Genomic DNA, 16,860 nt, shown 5'->3' with positions numbered 1-16,860 from the left:
AAGTCGAATTGGACAGAGGCGGAGCTACGAAAATGGGACGATGCGAACTGGCTGAAGGCGATTGTTGTCAACAGTCACGTAAAATTGGCTCTCCCGCACGCTCGCTGATCGAAGACATTGCTGTTTTGCAAGTCCTGGAAGGTTTTTGATTTTCAAACTATAAGAAGCCTTAAATCAATGATTTACTTGCAAAACTCTCAGCGAGAGTGCGGGAAAGCCCCACTGGCTTCCGTCAGTTTTTTTCGGTCCTGCTATTTCACCACCAGGTTCACCAGGCGTTTCGGCACCACAATCGTTTTGACGATGGTTTTGCCTTCAAGGGAGGATTGAACCTTGGGATCCGCCAGTACCATGGCGTTCATTTCGTCTTCAGTGGCCTCGGCATCAACCAGAACTTTGGTGCGCAGTTTTCCATTGATTTGAACCGGGATTTCAAGCTGGGCTTCGCGCGCCCACTCAGCCAGGAAGACTGGCCATCTGGCTTTGGAGATGGATGACGGATGGCCCAGTGCTTCCCAGAGTTCTTCTGCGATATGTGGGGCCAGGGGGGACAGCATCACCACCAGTGCTTCAAGCCCTTCCTTAATGACAAACACATCAGGTATTCCAGCTTGTGAAACCTCAGTCACCGTGGCGTCAAAGTCATACAGTGCATTGGTCAATTCCATGCAGGCAGCAACGGTGACATTGAGCCGAAGCCCGTCTTCATACGCCTGGGTAATGCGTTGAATGGTCTGGTGGGTTGCCCGTCGAAGGGTCCGCTGGGCATCGGAGTATCCGGTTGGCTCGCTGTCAAAAGTGGTTTCGGCGACAAGTGGATGCCATTTACGGACCAGTCGCCAGACCCGCGCCAGATAGCGCATCGCACCTTCCGCCGCCGGGTATTCGACTGAAACATCGTTATCCGGCAGGGTCAGGGTTGACGCATCGGGTTGTTCCAGCATAAACGAGAGCCGATTCTGATCATCAAAGGTGCGGGTACCCTTAAAGACCTGATCAAACAGCGGATGCTCTGGGGCAATGACCCGCAGGGATTGTTTCCAATCAACTTCTTTTTCAGGTGGGGCCGCAAACAGAATTGACAGCCGGGTGGCATCAGCTCCATAGCGGTCAACCATTTCGTCAGGATCAACCACATTCCCCTTATTTTTCGACATTTTCGCGCCGTTCAGGATGACCATTCCCTGAGTCAGCAAGGTTTTGACCGGTTCGCCAAATTCAACCAGACCCAGATCGCGCATCATCATGGTCCAGACCCGGGTATAAATCAGGTGCAGGACGGCGTGTTCGATGCCTCCGATGTAGAAATCAACCGGCATCCAGTATTTGACAATTGCCGGGTCAAAGGGGAGTTGATCATTTTTTGGATCGCAGTAGCGGAAATAATACCAGTTTGAATCAACGAACGTGTCCATGGTATCGGTGTCCCGCCGGGCCGGGCCACCACAGGTCGGACAGGAGACATTGACGTATTCGGCACAGCGAGTAAGCGGTGCCCCAACTGAGAAATCCAGGTTGTCAGGCAATTTGATGGGCAGGTCTGCTTCACGCGCTGGAACGATTCCACAGGTTGAACAATGAATCATCGGGATTGGCGTGCCCCAGGCGCGCTGGCGGGAAATGCCCCAGTCCCGGATGCGATAGGTGACCGTCGCTTTCCCAAACCCATTGGTTTCAGCAAATTCAGCCATTGCAACCTGGGCTTCATCCGAGGGCAGTCCCGCATATTGGTCGCAATTTGGCCCGAGAAACCCTGGATCGGTAAATGGCAACTCCGAAAACCGGAGGGTGACATTGGCATCTGCTTCGGTATAGCCCCAGATCACACGCTGAATGGGCAGGTGGTATTTGCGGCAAAACTCATAATCGCGTTCATCATGGGCGGGAACGCACATAATTGCTCCGGTGCCGTATTCAGCCAGGACAAAATTGGCCACCCAGATCGGAAGCTGTTCCTGGTTAAACGGATTGACCGCACACAGCCCGGTACTGATGCCTTCTTTGGTGGTGCCCTCGCCGATTCGATCAAGCATACTCATCGTGCTGACCTGATCAATAAAGGTTTCAACCTCTGCACGATTGGGCGAATGTTCAAGCAGGTGCTTGACGAGCGGGTGTTCAGGTGCGATGACCACCGCACTGGCCCCAAAGATGGTGTCGAGGCGGGTTGTGAAGACGTTGATTGACCGGGATGAATCATCAGCCAGGGCAAAATCAATCACCGCGCCTTCGCTCCGACCGATCCAGTTGCGCTGCATGGTGAGCACCCGCTCCGGCCAGTTGCCTTGCAGGTGACCGTTGATTCCAGCCAGCAGTTCCTCATTGTAATGTGTCAGGCGGACATACCATTGTTCAAGCTCACGTTTTTCAACCGGAGTCTCTTCGTGGCGCCAACAAAATCCACCCTCGGCTTGCTCGTTGGCCAGACTGGTCTGGCATTGATCGCACCAGTTGACTGTGGCGAGTTTGCGATACACCAGTCCGTTCTTGAACATTTGAATAAAGAACCATTGATTCCAGTGGTAATACTCTGGGGTGCAGGAGGCGATTTCCCGCGACCAGTCGTAGCTAAACCCAACCCGTTTAAGCTGGTCGCGCATAACCGCAATATTTGACCGTGTCCAGATGTCAGGTTGCTGGCCATGCTTGATCGCTGCATTCTCAGCGGGCATTCCAAACGCATCCCATCCAATCGGGTGAAGCACATTCAATCCGTTGAGGCGCTTATACCAGGCAAATGCGTCACCCAACGAATAGTTGCGGACGTGACCAATGTGGATGCGCCCGGATGGGTAGGGAAGCATTTCCAGCGAATAAAATTTGGGTTGATTCGGATCCGGGTGAACCTCAAAGGTATGTTCATCAGCCCACCGTTTTTGCCATTTGTGTTCGACGTCTTGCGGGAGGTACTTCTCGTTCATTGTTGTTCCGTGTCCTTCAGGGAGTGTCCATCGTGTTCCCAAAAATCCAGGGGGATGAGGGCGGGAATGTGAATGGACCAAAATGATGCTCAAGGCGAAGTGTTTCCACCAAAAATTCACCAGAAGAGGTGAAAGAGAGCATCATCAGAGTTGATGTGGCAGGTGTCAAGTGGGAAGGGGGTGAGGGCTGAGGCAGAACCGGCGGGAAAAGGTATTTTAGGCTGAAAAAGATACCGCCCGGTTGGACACGAGTTGCCAGAATATCAGTTTGTGATCACAAAGGGTATTCAATTGAATCACTGAACGTTCCGCCAAAAAACCGTGCCGTACTCCAGCTCATTCCGCCGCTGAATCCGGTTTCGGTGGGTTTGGCTGGGGAGCACGGGCGGTCTGATGAGTGCCGCAAAACGGTTGCCGTTGCGCTTTCAATTTTTCCCTCCGGTTGAATCCAAGGGAGATGGTCGTCCAGGCTGATAGAAGGTGGAATAGAACTGTTGATGGCGAGCAAGTGCCCGCCGATAGATTTGATGCCGGGAAGCGTCAGGCAAAAAAGAAGTGTGAGGTGGAAGCGGGGATTGAGCCAGCTCCAGGAGACCGAGCTGGTCAAATACCCACAGGGCTGCGCCCCGAGCCGAAATTTCGGAATTGTCCAGTCGAAGCAGTGGAAGGTTGATGGCGTCGCAGATCATCTGGGTCCAGGCCGGAAAAGCGGTTAAGGCACCGCCGGAGGCAATCATTTGATCAATGGGAAAACCGGCATGGTGCAGGTTGTCTGAGATCCAGGCCAGTCGAAGCGCAATTGTTTCAAGTGCTGCCTGGAGCAGGTTAAGCGGGGTCGTATGGAACTGAAGACCCGAGACGAGACCTGAGGCTTCAGCCCTCCAGCCTGGGCTCCGCTCGCCAGCCAGAAAGGGAAGGCAATCCAACCCGTGGGAATCTGGAGTGGAGTCTGATAAATACTGATTGATATCGGCGATAGCTGGAAGGTTGAAGACCGTTCGCAGCCAGGCCAGGAGATTCCCCGCATTGCTCAAGGCGCCGCCAATGAGATGCCATTGTTCGTCAAGGCGATAATGCCACAGTCCTCCAGTATACAGCTTCTGGGCAAAGGTCTGTGTCTTGAGGGTTGGAACTGTTGCTGGAATACTGAGTCGCACGGCGGCTGAGGTTCCAAGGTTGAGAACCGCCATTGTTCCCCCAGGTGGTCCACTCCCTACAGTACTGCAGGCGCCGTCCCCAAGCGGGAGAAACCAGTACGCTGAAGTCAACGCCGTCCAGTCGTTTTTGAAAGGCGAGCAGAGTTGATCGCCTGAGAATCGGGTGGTATCGGGGGCAATGACTGAAAGTTGTGATCGTGTCAGACCACAGAGGTTCAGAGTTGGTGAGTCCCAATCGCCTGTTCCCTGATGGAACACACCCGTTCCTGAAGCCATGGACGTGCTCACTACCCGTTCTCCAAACAACCTGAGCCAGACATATTCAGCAACTGACATCCACCACAGAGAAGGGAAGTTGAGAGAGGGCTGGGAAGCCTGAATCCAATAGAGTTTGGCTGGCCAGTAGGTCGAATGAATTCGGCAGCCAGTTCGGCCAAAAAGATCAGCTTCGACTGTTGACGTATGGAGTTCATCAAGAACCACTCGCGATCTGGTATCGGCCCACAGATAAACCGGAGTTGCTGGTTGATGTGTCTGAGGTGTAATTCCGACGAGTGAGTGCCAGAAACACGAAATACCGACTCCAGCTACCTGGGAGTGAGGAACTTGATGTAGACAGGTTGAAATTACAGTGGTAACCCATGTGAAAAGTTCTGTAATTGTAATTTCGCAGCCTCCGTCTGGAGTGTAATGAACCTGATACGTCGTCCGGGCTTCAGATCCGGGAATGGGATTTCCCTGAATATCAAATAAGACAGCCCGGACTGATGAGGTGCCAATATCAATTGAAAGCACTGTAAGTGTATTTTTCATAATAGGTAATTGTGGTAATTTACGATTACGGTATTAACTTTGCTTTTAATATGTAATTATGTATTTGATGATAGATGTAATGATAATTCTGTTTGATAAAACAAACTGCCCCTGGGCTGAAGTTGAGTCAGTCCAGGGGCAGTGTCGCGAAGGGATGTTGTGTCGGTGATATGGGTTGAGATCGCTCAGTACGGATCGGATCCAGAACTCAAGGGTCATTCCCCTTTCAATTGGGCAAATCTGGCGGCACCATACAGGGCGGTCTGGCTATCCAGGATAATTTTGACTGGAATCTCGTCCAGCATTGAGGTAAATCGGCCTTTGGCTGAAAAAGAATCCAGAAAATTCCCTGAAGTCATCCACTTCAGATTTTTGGGAGCTATTCCACCACCGATGTAAACCCCTGCCACCGCAATAATTTTCAATGCCAGGTTGCCGGCTTCCGCACCATAGAGCGTAAAGAACATCTCCATGGTCTTCACCGCAATATCAATGTCCTGGCTGGCGGACTGGCTGATGATGGCCGCTGGATCACCGGTTTGAATGTTCTCGGCCAGTTCGGGAGGTTCAATGGCTCGCTGAGTATCGCGATAAAAATTGTAGATATTTTGGAAGCCCATACTTCCGGAAACCACACGTTCCCAACTGACATGGGCATATTGTTTCCATAAATATCTGAGGAGTTCGACTTCTTCCTCATTGCGGGGAGCAAAGCTGGCATGTCCCCCTTCTGAGGCTGACGGAATGTGCCGGGTGCCATTCCAAAAAAGGCAGCATTCCCCAAGTCCAGTCCCGGCTGAGATCAACGCGGCATTTCCCGGCTTGGGAGTGCCTTCACGCAATACATGAAAGGATGCTTGAGGCAGTACTTCAATGCCCCATCCATTCGCCTCTAAATCGTTGATCAGATGAACGCTCGTACACTTCAGATTTTCCCTTAAAGCGGTTGCTTCAATGGTCCAACTCAGATTCGTAATGAAGCTGATTCCGTTGTTGACTGGCCCTGCCACTCCAAAACACGCGTTGGAGATATCGCCTTTGGCGTCTTGAAGAAATTCTTCAAGGATTGGCCAAAGTCCTGGGTAGTTTTGACTTGGAAAGCTTCGGTTATGAATCAAGCTTAAGTCTGATTCGCGAAAAAGCGCGACATTGGTTTTGGTCCCGCCAATATCACCCGCCAAAATCATGAGTTTCGTACTCGCTTTCTATTTAAGTTTTCGCCTTAGCTCGGGCCCGAGATTTCGCTTGAGATTTGGATCGGGATTTTACTTGAGCTGGGGGCGTGTCGGTTGAAGCAGAATCTGAGGTCTGCGGTTCCTCCGATTCCTCCGGGGCGTCGGGAGACGCTGCCAGTTGGGTCGCCTCTGATTCATCACAAGATTCTGATGTCGTATTTGATCCGTCCTCCGATGGAACTGAGTCAGATTCAGATGATACCTCATGGGTCGTGACTTTGAGACCAACTTCAGTTTCGCCTTCGTCAGATTGGGTTGATTCGGGTTCGGCGGCGTCTGGGGCATCATGGGTGGTGACTTTGAGACCGACTTCGGTTTCATCTTCACCGGCCTGGAGGTGTACCTGGGTGGGGCGTTGGCTGTGGTGTGGGACATATTGCGCCACCAGTGCCGCCCCGACGATTCCCGCGATGTTGGCCATTTTCGCCGGGATAATTTCAGCGCGGACTTTGATATGGGCTGAGAGTTTTTCCCACTCATTGCTGGCACCGCCACCGATAATGAATAAATCCGGCCAGAGCAGCCGATCAAGTTCGGCGAGGTATTCGGTTACTTTCTTCCCCCATTTTTTCCATGACCAGTCATGTTTTTCGCGGGCACTATTGGCTGCCCGTCGTTCGGCATCTTTCTTTCGAATGATCAAATGGCCGAGTTCAGTGTTGGGAAAGAGTTTCCCATCATGAAAAATGGCGGTGCCGATCCCGGTGCCGAGGGTCACCATAATGACAACGCCCTCACGATCTTTCCCAGCGCCAAGGTGAATCTCAGCCAGTCCAGCGGCGTCGGCATCATTGGCAATGGTAACGGTGCAGCCAGAAGCCTGTTCAAAAAGACGCTGGGCATCAGTTCCAATCCAGGAGGGGTGGATATTCCCAGCCGTAAAGGCGATTCCATCTTTGATGACAGCCGGAAACCCGATTCCGATTGGACCCTTCCATTCAAAATGCTGAACAATTTGCCCAACGGTCTCGGCCACGGCCTCAGGGGTTGCGGGACGAGGTGTTTTAATACGGAAGCGTTCCGTGACAAGGGTGCCGGTTTCAACATCAACGACAGCACCTTTGATCCCGGTACCGCCAATGTCGATTCCTAAAATTTCGTTTGACATAGTGTGCCTTCCAGTCTTTTCAAGAGTGTTACAAATTGGGGTTTTGGGGGTGGGGTTGGTGAATATTTGTGAGTAGAGGTACTTTTTCCCGTCTGGTACGTGAGTGGCAGATGGGAACCATCGTGGAAAGGGCCCCGCCCCAATCTCCATCTTCAGGAATTTTCATTGTTTTTTTGGTGTAGCTTTTCAGCCGCCGGCGCGTCAACCATCCAGGTGAGCGTTCCCGAAGCCGCCCGGATGAATTGGGACGGGAGGGTCTCCGGTTGATATTCGCCTTCCAATACCTGTACCAGCATATCCGCTTTGCCGGCGCCCGAGGCCAAAAAGACAATGTGGCGGGCCTGGTTTATCGCTGGAATCGTAAGGGTAATGCGGGTAGTCTGAAATTTGGGGACATAGTTATCAACCACAGCCAGCGATTGTTCCTTCAGGGCCTCAGTATGGGGAAAGAGAGACGCGGTGTGGCCATCATCCCCCATCCCCAGATAGAGCAAATCAAAGCGTGGAAATTCATCCGGGGTAAAAAAATCAGCCAGGACCTGACGATACAGGGCCGCCGCTTCAGTGGCTCCTTTTTCGGCCTGGATGCGAAAAATATTAGATTCCGGAATATTGAGTGGTTTGAGCATGGCGTCGTTCGCCATGCGAAAGTTGCTGTCTTTGTGGTCCGGTGGGACTGACCGCTCATCTCCCCAAAAAAAGTAGACTTTGGACCAGTCAACTTGATCCCGGAAACGGTCAGAGGCCAGCATTTCAAACAATACCTTCGGCGTACTGCCACCAGAAAGGGCAACGCTAAAGCGATGGCGTTCGGCAATGGCTACCCTGGCCTGTTTCACAAATTCTTCTGCGGCGTGAACGGTGAGTGCGGTTGAGTCAGGGGAAACATCAAGTGTGTAGGTTGGTGCTGTCATATGCCTCGCAGAATGAAGGGTGGAGAATGAAGAATGAAGAAACCTTTTAGTGGTTAGTGGTTAGTGATTAGTGGTTAGTGATTAGTGATTAGTGATGCGAATGAAGAGTTGAAATTGAGACTTCAAAATCAACAACTTACAGACAGCAGATTGAACGTCTGAAATTTGAGATTTTGATAAGCCCTTTGTTTTCAACGAACAATTTTTTCAACCCTTAACTGGCATGAGTGGTCAATACCTTCCAAGAACCAAGAACTAACCACGAACCACTAACCACTAAGGGACTGTAAAAATACAACTTCCCGTTTTTATCGAAAGTCACCCGGAGAGATCCAATTTCAGAACAGGAAACCACGAAAAACACGAAAAACACGGAAAAACACGAAAAACACGAAAAAGAAATCCAAAGACTTCAATGGGGTCTGAGCTTTTGTCAGGGAAAGTGCCACCGAACTCAAAAGAAAATGGCTTCGACCCAAATGAAAATCGGGAAGTTGTTTTTTAACGCTCCCTAACCACACTAACCACTAACCACTAACCACACTAACCACTAACCACTTTCTCAATTCTTCATTCTTCATTTGATTGGGTCAGACCAGTAATTCAGCCTGGATTTCTTCAATCAGGCTGAGGGTGGATTTTACGGCTTCTTCATACCCTCGATCACGACCAAAAATTTCAACCTCATGGGCAATGAGGTCGGCATCATGCGGGCGGTAGGAAGAAACAACGCGGTCAACGGAAGCTCCATCGGTAATGACCACCCGGGTCTCAAAGACATCTTCTTTTTCTTTTGGCGCCCGCCGGCGGACTTCAAAGGTCGCCGGCTTTTCACCTGCGGTGGACATGGTTACACCGGTGATAACGGTTGACGGGAAGTTGGTGTTGGTTTCCGGCAGGATTTCAACCTGCAGCCGGGTGTATGGGGATCGGAATCGAAACTCCAACTGTTGCGGCGAAACTTCAGCCGCATCTTTCAACTTCCACGACAGGCGGTTGGAGAGCCAGCTAACCAGGAACAGCGTGCGAATTGGCACGCCTGCAATTTCACCATTGAATGAGTAGGTGATGGTGACTTTGTTCAGCCGTTTCAAATAAACGTGCATTTCAGGAGCATCGAAAAAGCTGGCTATCAATTCTTCCCAAACGGTTAAGCGGGCCCAATTCAGATCGCTAAAGGCGGCCTGATGGCGGGCATTGAGGATAATCTCCGCCTGGTGGCGAAATTCCTGGTCCCGGTGGGTCAACTGGCCGCTATCAACGATAATGCGATTGACCTGGTTGAGAAATCCACGAAACAGGGGCTGGCTCAGGGCATGGGCGTCTTGCCACCAGAGAAAGGTCGGCAGATCGGCGACGAGCAACGGAGCAATCGTATCCGAGAGGTGTTCCAGTGCTTTTCCACTGGCCGTCACCCGGATTTCCTCGCAACAGACCTGTTGTCGGTTTTGGGTCATATGGCAGTGGGACGAGATCCAGGCTTCGGTGTGGCTATCCGGATTTTTTGGATTTCCGACCAGCACCATGGCCCGGCAGGGAGCATGTTCGGTGACGGTGGCGATGGTTCCGCCAAGGGTGGAGGCATGATCTTCATCCGAGGTGTAAATCAGCAGATTGAGCAGACACACCCGGGTGACCGCTTCGCCGCCGCCTTCTTTGGAACTGGCGGCGGCTTTCCAGAGTTCGGCCAGTTCACGTTCGATCTTGGCGACATCGACCGGGCGCTTGCGTTCGATTTCTTCGATAATTGAGTTTTGCTGTTCCATATCCTTTTCGTCCGTCTTGTTCGCGGTAGGGAGGCCGCTGAGGTGGGTGACTCAGTGAATGGTCGCTGTCACCTGCGGCCTTGGATGCCCTACATCGGGTTACAATCTGCGCCAGGAGCGGCCTTCAAGCATCAAAGAATCGGCAGCTTCAGGGCCCCACGAGCCGGCCTGATAGAAGTGCAAATCTTTGTCTTTGGCGGCCTGCCAGGACTCCAGGACGGGCATCATCAACGCCCAGCCGGCTTCGACCATATCGCGGCGGGTAAAGAGGGTGGCATCGCCCAGCATGCAATCAAGGATGAGCCGTTCGTAGGCGTCGGACGAGCGGACGCCGAAGGAACTTCCATAGCGAAAGTCCATATTGACCGATCTCAGGTGCATGGCCTGACCGGGAACTTTCGCCGCGAGTTTGATCGTGATGCCTTCATCTGGCTGGACCCGGATCACCAGCAGGTTGGGTTCGATCAGATCGGCTGCCGTCTGGTTAAACAGCCGGTGAGGGACATTGCGGAACTGGACGGCAATTTCAGTTGCGCGTTTGGTCATGCGTTTGCCGGAGCGCATATAAAACGGGACATCGGCCCATCGCCAGTTGTCAATATAAAACTTGGTGGCGGCAAAGGTTTCCGTGGCTGATTCAGGGTTGACCCCGGATTCCTGACGGTAGCCTGGGGCTTCGGCACCCCCAACCCACCCCCGGCTGTACTGGCCGCGAATGGCAAACTGGTTGACCCGGTCGGCTGGAATTGGGCGGATGGCCTTCACAACCTTGATGTTTTCGTCGCGGATGGCGGTCGAGTCAAGCGAGGGCGGGGGTTCCATGGCGACCAGGGCCAGGAGTTGGAGCAGGTGGTTTTGAAGCATGTCGCGGACAGCACCGGCATTTTCATAATACCCGCCGCGGCCTTCCACGCCGACGGCTTCTGCCGCCGTGATTTGAATGTGGTCAATGAAATTTCGGTTCCAGATCGGTTCAAAAATTCCGTTCGCAAAGCGCATGACCACAATATTTTGAACGGTTTCCTTGGCCCGATAGTGGTCAATGCGATAGACCTGGTCTTCATCGAAGATCCGATTGACTTCCTGGTTGAGGTGTTGGGCGGAAGCCAGGTCGTGTCCAAAGGGTTTTTCAATAATAATGCGCGCCCAGCCGCCATCCTTGCCTTTGGAGAGGCCGGATTTCCCAATGTGATCCATAATCGGGCTGATCAGGCTGGGTGGAGTGGAGAGATAAAAGACGCGATTTCCGCCCGTGCCCCGTTCGGTATCAAGTTGATCCAGCAGGGTGCTCAGGCGCTGGTAACTGGCCAGATCGTCATAGTTGCCGGTGCAGTAAAACAGGCCCTGGGCAAAGCTGTCCCAGAGGGAGTCTTCGGGTGGCCCGGTGGTTGAGAATTTGGCAACCGCCTCGCGCATATCAGTGCGGTAGGCATCGTGGGAGGATTCGCTGCGGGCAAAGCCGACCACCGAAAAGCCGCCGGGAAGCCGGTGATCACGCGCCAGGTTGTACAATGCCGGCACCAGTTTGCGTTTGGCCAGGTCGCCCGAGGCCCCAAAAATAACGACCGTATTGGGGGCGGGTGAGGTTTCAAGCCGCATCCCTTCGCGGAGTGGATTTTCCAAGGTATCCAAAGTGCTCATATCTTTTTCACCTTCTCTGATTGTGAGTGAATAGCGAGTCGCGGAGAGAAAGCAAGTAGCGAGTAGCGAGTAGCGAGTAGCGAGTAGTCAATCAGATCTGGATTCAAGGTTGAAATTGAAATGGATCACTTCAATGAAATACCAGGGTTTGACTACTCGCTACTCGCTACTCGCTCTCTCTGGCTACTTCATCAATGACTTCCACTCCGTGTGGATAAAGCCAAGGTCAGGCTGGTCAACCCGTTCGTAGGTATGGGACCCGAAGTAGTCGCGTTGGGCCTGGGTCAGGTTTAACGGCAGGTTGGCGGTGCGGTACATATCAAAGTAGCTGAGACTGGCCGACATGGCTGGGATGGGGATTCCGGCCAGCGTGGCCACGCTGACCACCTGTCGCCAGCGAGGTTGAGCATCAACGACCCAGGCTTTGAAATCGGGATCGAGGAGCAGGTTGGGGAGATCGGCCCGACGGTGATACGCCTGCTTGATCTTATCGAGGAATTGCGCCCGGATAATGCAGCCGCCTTTCCAAATCCGGCTGATTTCACCCAGGTTGAGGTTCCAGTTCCGTTCACGCGACGCCTGGGCGAGCATGGCCATTCCCTGGGCATATGAGCAAATTTTGCTGGCATAGAGGGCATCGTGAACCGCATCAATGAAAGCCTGCCGATCACCATCATAGACATAATCGGTTGGACCAGGGATTTGCGAGTTGGCCTCGACGCGTTCATCTTTGAGGGCTGAGAGGCAGCGGGCTTCAATTGAGGCGTGAATGGTTGAGACGGCAACGCCCATTTCGAGGGCTTCTTCGGAGGTCCATTTGCCGGTGCCTTTCTGGCCGGCTTTGTCCATGACCAGATCCACCAGGGGTTTACCGGTTTCAGGGTCAATGGCCTTGAAAATGTGGGACGTGATTTCGATCAGGAAGGACTGGAGCGAACCTTCGTTCCATTTGGTAAACACTTCAGCCAGTTCGGCGGCTTCCATTTTCAGAACCCGGCGCAGGATGTCATAGGCTTCGGCAATGAGCTGCATATCGCCGTATTCAATCCCGTTGTGGACCATTTTCACGAAATGTCCGGCGCCATCTGGGCCGATATAGGTCACACAGGGGCCATCATCAACTTTGGCGGCAATGGCTTCCCAGATTGGGGCCAGGTTTTTATAGGCTTCCGGGTCACCGCCGGGCATCAGTGATGGACCCCAGAGGGCGCCTTCCTCACCGCCAGACACCCCGCACCCGATAAAATTCAGTCCTTCGGCTTTGAGGGCCTTTTCGCGGCGAATGGTATCGGGAAAGTAGGAGTTGCCGCCATCAATAATAATATCGCCTTCTTCCAGATAAGGTTTGATCTGATCAATGGTCCAATCCACCGGCCCGCCAGCTTTGACGAGGAGGATAATTTTACGAGGTCGTTCAATGGATTTGACGAATTCTTCGGGTGAGTGGGCACCAATAAACTGTTTGCCCTGAACCGTTTCCATAAATTTGTCAACGGTGCCTGGGTCGCGATTCCACACGGCAATCGGGAAGCCGTTGCGTTCGATATTCATCGCCAGGTTGCGTCCCATCACGGCGAGACCGATCATTCCAATTTTGGCAGACGTTGGGGCACTGCTTGGAGTAGACATGGCACTTTTCCTCTTTTCTTAGTTGTTCGTTGGAAGGTGAAATGAATTATGAAGTATGAAGTATGAATTATGGGTGTTTGGATGTTGCCTCATAATTCATACTTCACAATCCAATAATTTAAATTTAGGCGAGTGCTGCCGCCACGGCGGCCTGGAGGGTGGCCAGTCCCGCTTTGACATCTGCGCCGAGGTGAATCCGGAGGGCGCGCCGGTTGCGTTCCGCCAGAACCTGGAAATCGCCTCGGGCTTGAGCGGCCTTGACGACTCCGAACGTAAAGGTTTGTCCGGGGACTGGCAGATCAGCGGCATCGTCACAGGTGATTTGGAGGAACACACCTGAGTTGGGACCGCCTTTATATGCCTGACCCGTTGAGTGGAGGAACCGTGGTCCAAACCCGAGGCAGGTTGCCACTTTCTTGGTATCGCGAACCTGGTGTCGAAGGGCCTGGAGCGGCTGATCGTGAGCCTCATTCATTTCGACATAGGCCAGGACGGCAAAGTAATCGCCATCGGTCAATCGGTCGAGATGAGCTTTGACAAAGGCATTGAGCGATTGATTCTCGCCGACAGCGGCGGTGAGGGCGGCTACGTTGGCTTCATCACTAAAGAGTTTAATTCCATCAGCCTCAAAGAACGGTGATTCGGCGGGAAGTGAGCCGGTCTTTTCATATTCCGAGGTGAGTTTCCGGGTCGCAATCTTGCTGGCTTCGACGTCAGGCTGGTTGAAGGCATTGATTCCGATCACGGAGCCGGCCACGGCAGTGGCGATTTCCCAGCGGAACATTTCCTGCCCGATGTGATAGGTATCAATCAGATTGATTCGAACCACCGGGTGCCCGGCCTGTTCGAGGGCATCAACGGCGGCATCCTGGGCCGCATCGGCCCCAGTTTCCGACCGAAGGTAGGCAAAGATGCGGTCGTTGCCGTACACGTCAGGGGCGCCGAGGTTTTCACGATCCACCGGAATCAGGCCCTTGCCCTCCTTGCCGGTTGATTCAGCCAGCAATTGTTCGAGCCAGGCGCCGAAATCCCAAATGTCGGGAGAGGTAATGATCGTGACTTTGTCGCGACCGGCGCGGGCCAGGGCGCCCAGCACATTGCCCAGCACCACGCCGGGGTTATCGCCGGTTGGAACACAGTGGGAGCAGGCGCTGGCCATTTCCTCGGACAGGTCGAGGAACTTCAGCGTATCGAGTCCCATGGCGGCGGCGGGAATCATCCCAAAATTCGAAAGCGCCGAGTAGCGACCACCAATGCTGGGCAGGCCGTGGAAGATATGGCGGAAGCCTTCGCTGGTGGCGATTTGCTCAACTTTGGAGTTCGGGTCGGTGATGGCGACAAAGTGGCTGCCGGCCTTGTCGGCGCCGACGGTTTCTTTCAAGCGTTCAAAGAAGTACTGCTTGAAAATGTTTGGTTCCAGCGTGCTGCCGGATTTGCTCGACACAATGCACAGGGTTTTGGCCAGATCAACTTTTTGTTCAAAAGCTTTGACCTGAGCCGGGTCGGTGGAGTCGAGCACGTGGAGTTCAGGGAAGCCGTCAAGGTGGCCGAAGGTCATTTTGAAGACTTCGGGGCACAGGCTGGAGCCGCCCATGCCGAGCAGCAGGACATGCGAAAAGCCAGCCGTCTTGACATCTTCGGCAATCCGGTGCAGATGTGCCGGGTCGCCAAGCTGGTCTTCGATGATGCTGAGCCAGCCGAGCCAGCTATTCTCATCGGACCGGGTCCAGAGCGAGGTATCGCGGGCCCACAGCCGACGGACCTTGCCGTTGACCTGCCAGTCTTCAATGGATTCTTTGACCAGAGCGGCGAGATCAGCGGGGAGGTGGTAGGACTGTTTGTTGACTTCGGTCCAGGAGACGAGTTTGCACTTTTTATCAATGGAGCGGAGCAGTTTTTCAAAGGGTTCGGCAAACAACCGGACAGCGTCGCTCAGGAGGGTATCGGTGACGTCCTTCATTGAAATTCCGACGGCGGCGAGGGTGTCCATGACGTCGTGGGCCCCAACCACATCTTCCTCAAGGCTGGCCCGCAGTTTCCCGTGATCGCGGAAGGCATCAAACGTGGCTGGCGGGACGGTATTGACGGTATCGGCGCCGATCAATTCTTCAACATAAATCACATCGCGGAAGCTGGGATTTTTGGTGCTGGTGCTGGCCCAGAGGAGGCGCTGGCTTTGGGCGCCTTTTTCGGCCAGGGCCTGCCAGCGTTTGGAATGGTAGATTTCCTTGTATGCCTGGTAGGTGATTTTGGCGTTGGCAATCGCCACTTTGCCCATCACGCTCTTGATGCGGGTCTGTTCGGCGGGGTCGGTGGTTGCTTGCAGTTTGGACTGGGCCAGGGCATCAATCGCGGTATCAATCCGGCTGATAAAGAAGCTCGCCACACTGGCCACATGGCTGGGGTCGCCGCCATTGGCGACAAAGGTTTCCAGACCGGAGATATAGGCTTCAGCCACATCTTCATAAGCGGCCTGGGCAAAGAGCAGGGTGACGTTGATATTGATTCCTTCACTGATGAGTTGCTTGATGGCTGGAACGCCTTCGGTCGTGGCGGGAACTTTGACCATCAAGTTTTCCCGGTTGACGGCTTTCCAGAGCCGGCGGGCTTCATCAATGGTGCCCTGGGTATCACGGGCCAGGTAGGGAGACACTTCCAGGCTGACATACCCGTCGCGGCGGCTGGTTTTTTCATAGACGGACCGCAGGATATCAGCGGTGTCCTGGATGTCGCGAATAGCCAGACGCTCATACAACTCAGTTGCTTCAAGATTTTCAGATTCGAGTTCGGCAATGGCGTCGGTGTAATCATTACTGCCGGTAATGGCTTTTTCAAAAATCGCGGGATTCGAGGTCAACCCCATCAGCCCATCTTCGTCGATCAGGCGTTGGAGTTCACCGCTGGTAATCAGGCTCCGTCGGATGTAGTCCAGCCACGGAGATTGTTTATATTCGTGTAAAGCCTTCAGGGGATTCATGGAATACTCTGCCTTTCTTGTTCTCACCAAAGGTTAACTGAAACGATACATTGTCCATTTGGAACGAAGTGGCGGCTGGCTGGACCAGGGGAGGTTGATCCAACACAGGCGTTCTTCACCAGGAGGTCATCACAGGGGCAAGCCAGTACCTCACCCGTTGAATAGTTCCATCAGTCATATTTCTTACTTCAATGGAGGAATAGGTAAGACCGATTGATGATGTGTTCAGCGGTGAATCCACAAGGATCCAAGTCTATTCCGGGAAACGATGGATCACGCAGGGCTGAAAACGCGACCTGGGTGCATTGATAGATAACCAGCACGTGCAACCAAGGTGGAGATAAACCTCCACCTGACCGGAGGGGTCAAGGCGGCAAGCAGCAGGTGTGTTGATTTTTCGAACGGGTTGACTCCACACACGAACCCACCCTCCAAACCGGTTGGGGGCGGCGGCGAGGGAGACCCACCGTGGAGGGGAGAATCTGGTGTATCGGCGTCAATCGCCGCGGTCCGGATGGTCGTGATACAAATCTGCGGCAGCGAAGGCGCGGTTGAGGTCCGTGCCGATGGTGACATGACGTGAGACTCCCCCTTGAACGCTTCTGAGCGCGGATAGCCGTGAATTGGAATTGAATGAGAACAGGTGTGAAAATTGAAGATGGTAGGCGTGTTGTACCAGCACAACCGACAGAAAGGCAA

General features: G+C 53.3%; 10 protein-coding genes. All 10 read right to left on the bottom strand.

Annotation, left to right across the window (positions count from 1 at the left end; all coding sequences use genetic code 11):
* Positions 1-251: 251 nt before the first annotated feature.
* The 10 genes from HY774_24260 to HY774_24215 all read right to left on the bottom strand — a co-directional run bounded on the left by HY774_24260 (position 252) and on the right by HY774_24215 (position 16,737).
* On the bottom strand, positions 252-2,921 hold the full coding sequence (locus HY774_24260; protein ID MBI4751607.1) for a leucine--tRNA ligase: 2,670 nt from the start codon (positions 2,919-2,921) through the stop codon (positions 252-254).
* Positions 2,922-3,346: 425 nt separating this feature from the next.
* A complete protein-coding gene (locus HY774_24255) occupies positions 3,347-4,891 on the bottom strand; it encodes a hypothetical protein (GenBank protein MBI4751606.1) in 1,545 nt (514 codons plus the stop codon).
* Between the two features lie 215 nt (positions 4,892-5,106).
* Positions 5,107-6,078: a glucokinase gene (glk, locus tag HY774_24250; protein MBI4751605.1), complete on the bottom strand. Its 972-nt coding sequence runs from the start codon at positions 6,076-6,078 to the stop codon at positions 5,107-5,109.
* 22 nt (positions 6,079-6,100) lie between these two features.
* The gene (locus HY774_24245) at positions 6,101-7,234 is read right to left on the bottom strand and encodes an ROK family protein (protein MBI4751604.1); all 1,134 of its coding nucleotides are present in this window, start codon (positions 7,232-7,234) and stop codon (positions 6,101-6,103) included.
* A gap of 152 nt (positions 7,235-7,386) precedes the next feature.
* A complete protein-coding gene (gene pgl, locus HY774_24240) occupies positions 7,387-8,148 on the bottom strand; it encodes a 6-phosphogluconolactonase (protein ID MBI4751603.1) in 762 nt (253 codons plus the stop codon).
* Between the two features lie 590 nt (positions 8,149-8,738).
* Entirely contained in the window at positions 8,739-9,914 is a 1,176-nt protein-coding gene (locus HY774_24235) for a glucose-6-phosphate dehydrogenase assembly protein OpcA (protein MBI4751602.1), read from the bottom strand.
* Positions 9,915-10,013: 99 nt separating this feature from the next.
* Entirely contained in the window at positions 10,014-11,555 is a 1,542-nt protein-coding gene (gene zwf / locus HY774_24230) for a glucose-6-phosphate dehydrogenase (GenBank protein ID MBI4751601.1), read from the bottom strand.
* A gap of 183 nt (positions 11,556-11,738) precedes the next feature.
* On the bottom strand, positions 11,739-13,184 hold the full coding sequence (gnd, locus tag HY774_24225) for a decarboxylating NADP(+)-dependent phosphogluconate dehydrogenase (GenBank protein MBI4751600.1): 1,446 nt from the start codon (positions 13,182-13,184) through the stop codon (positions 11,739-11,741).
* Positions 13,185-13,308: 124 nt separating this feature from the next.
* Positions 13,309-16,161 carry a bifunctional transaldolase/phosoglucose isomerase gene (locus tag HY774_24220; protein ID MBI4751599.1) on the bottom strand — a complete coding sequence of 951 codons (2,853 nt, stop codon included), beginning with the start codon at positions 16,159-16,161 and terminating at the stop codon, positions 13,309-13,311.
* A 273-nt stretch (positions 16,162-16,434) separates the two neighbouring features.
* Positions 16,435-16,737 carry a hypothetical protein gene (locus HY774_24215; GenBank protein ID MBI4751598.1) on the bottom strand — a complete coding sequence of 101 codons (303 nt, stop codon included), beginning with the start codon at positions 16,735-16,737 and terminating at the stop codon, positions 16,435-16,437.
* Positions 16,738-16,860: the final 123 nt, after the last annotated feature.

The sequence above is a fragment of the Acidobacteriota bacterium genome (assembly GCA_016208495.1).
Lineage (GTDB): Bacteria > Acidobacteriota > Blastocatellia > Chloracidobacteriales > Chloracidobacteriaceae > JACQXX01.
Note: the sequence above shows the minus strand (reverse complement) of the source record. Positions and strands in the feature narration are given on the sequence as shown.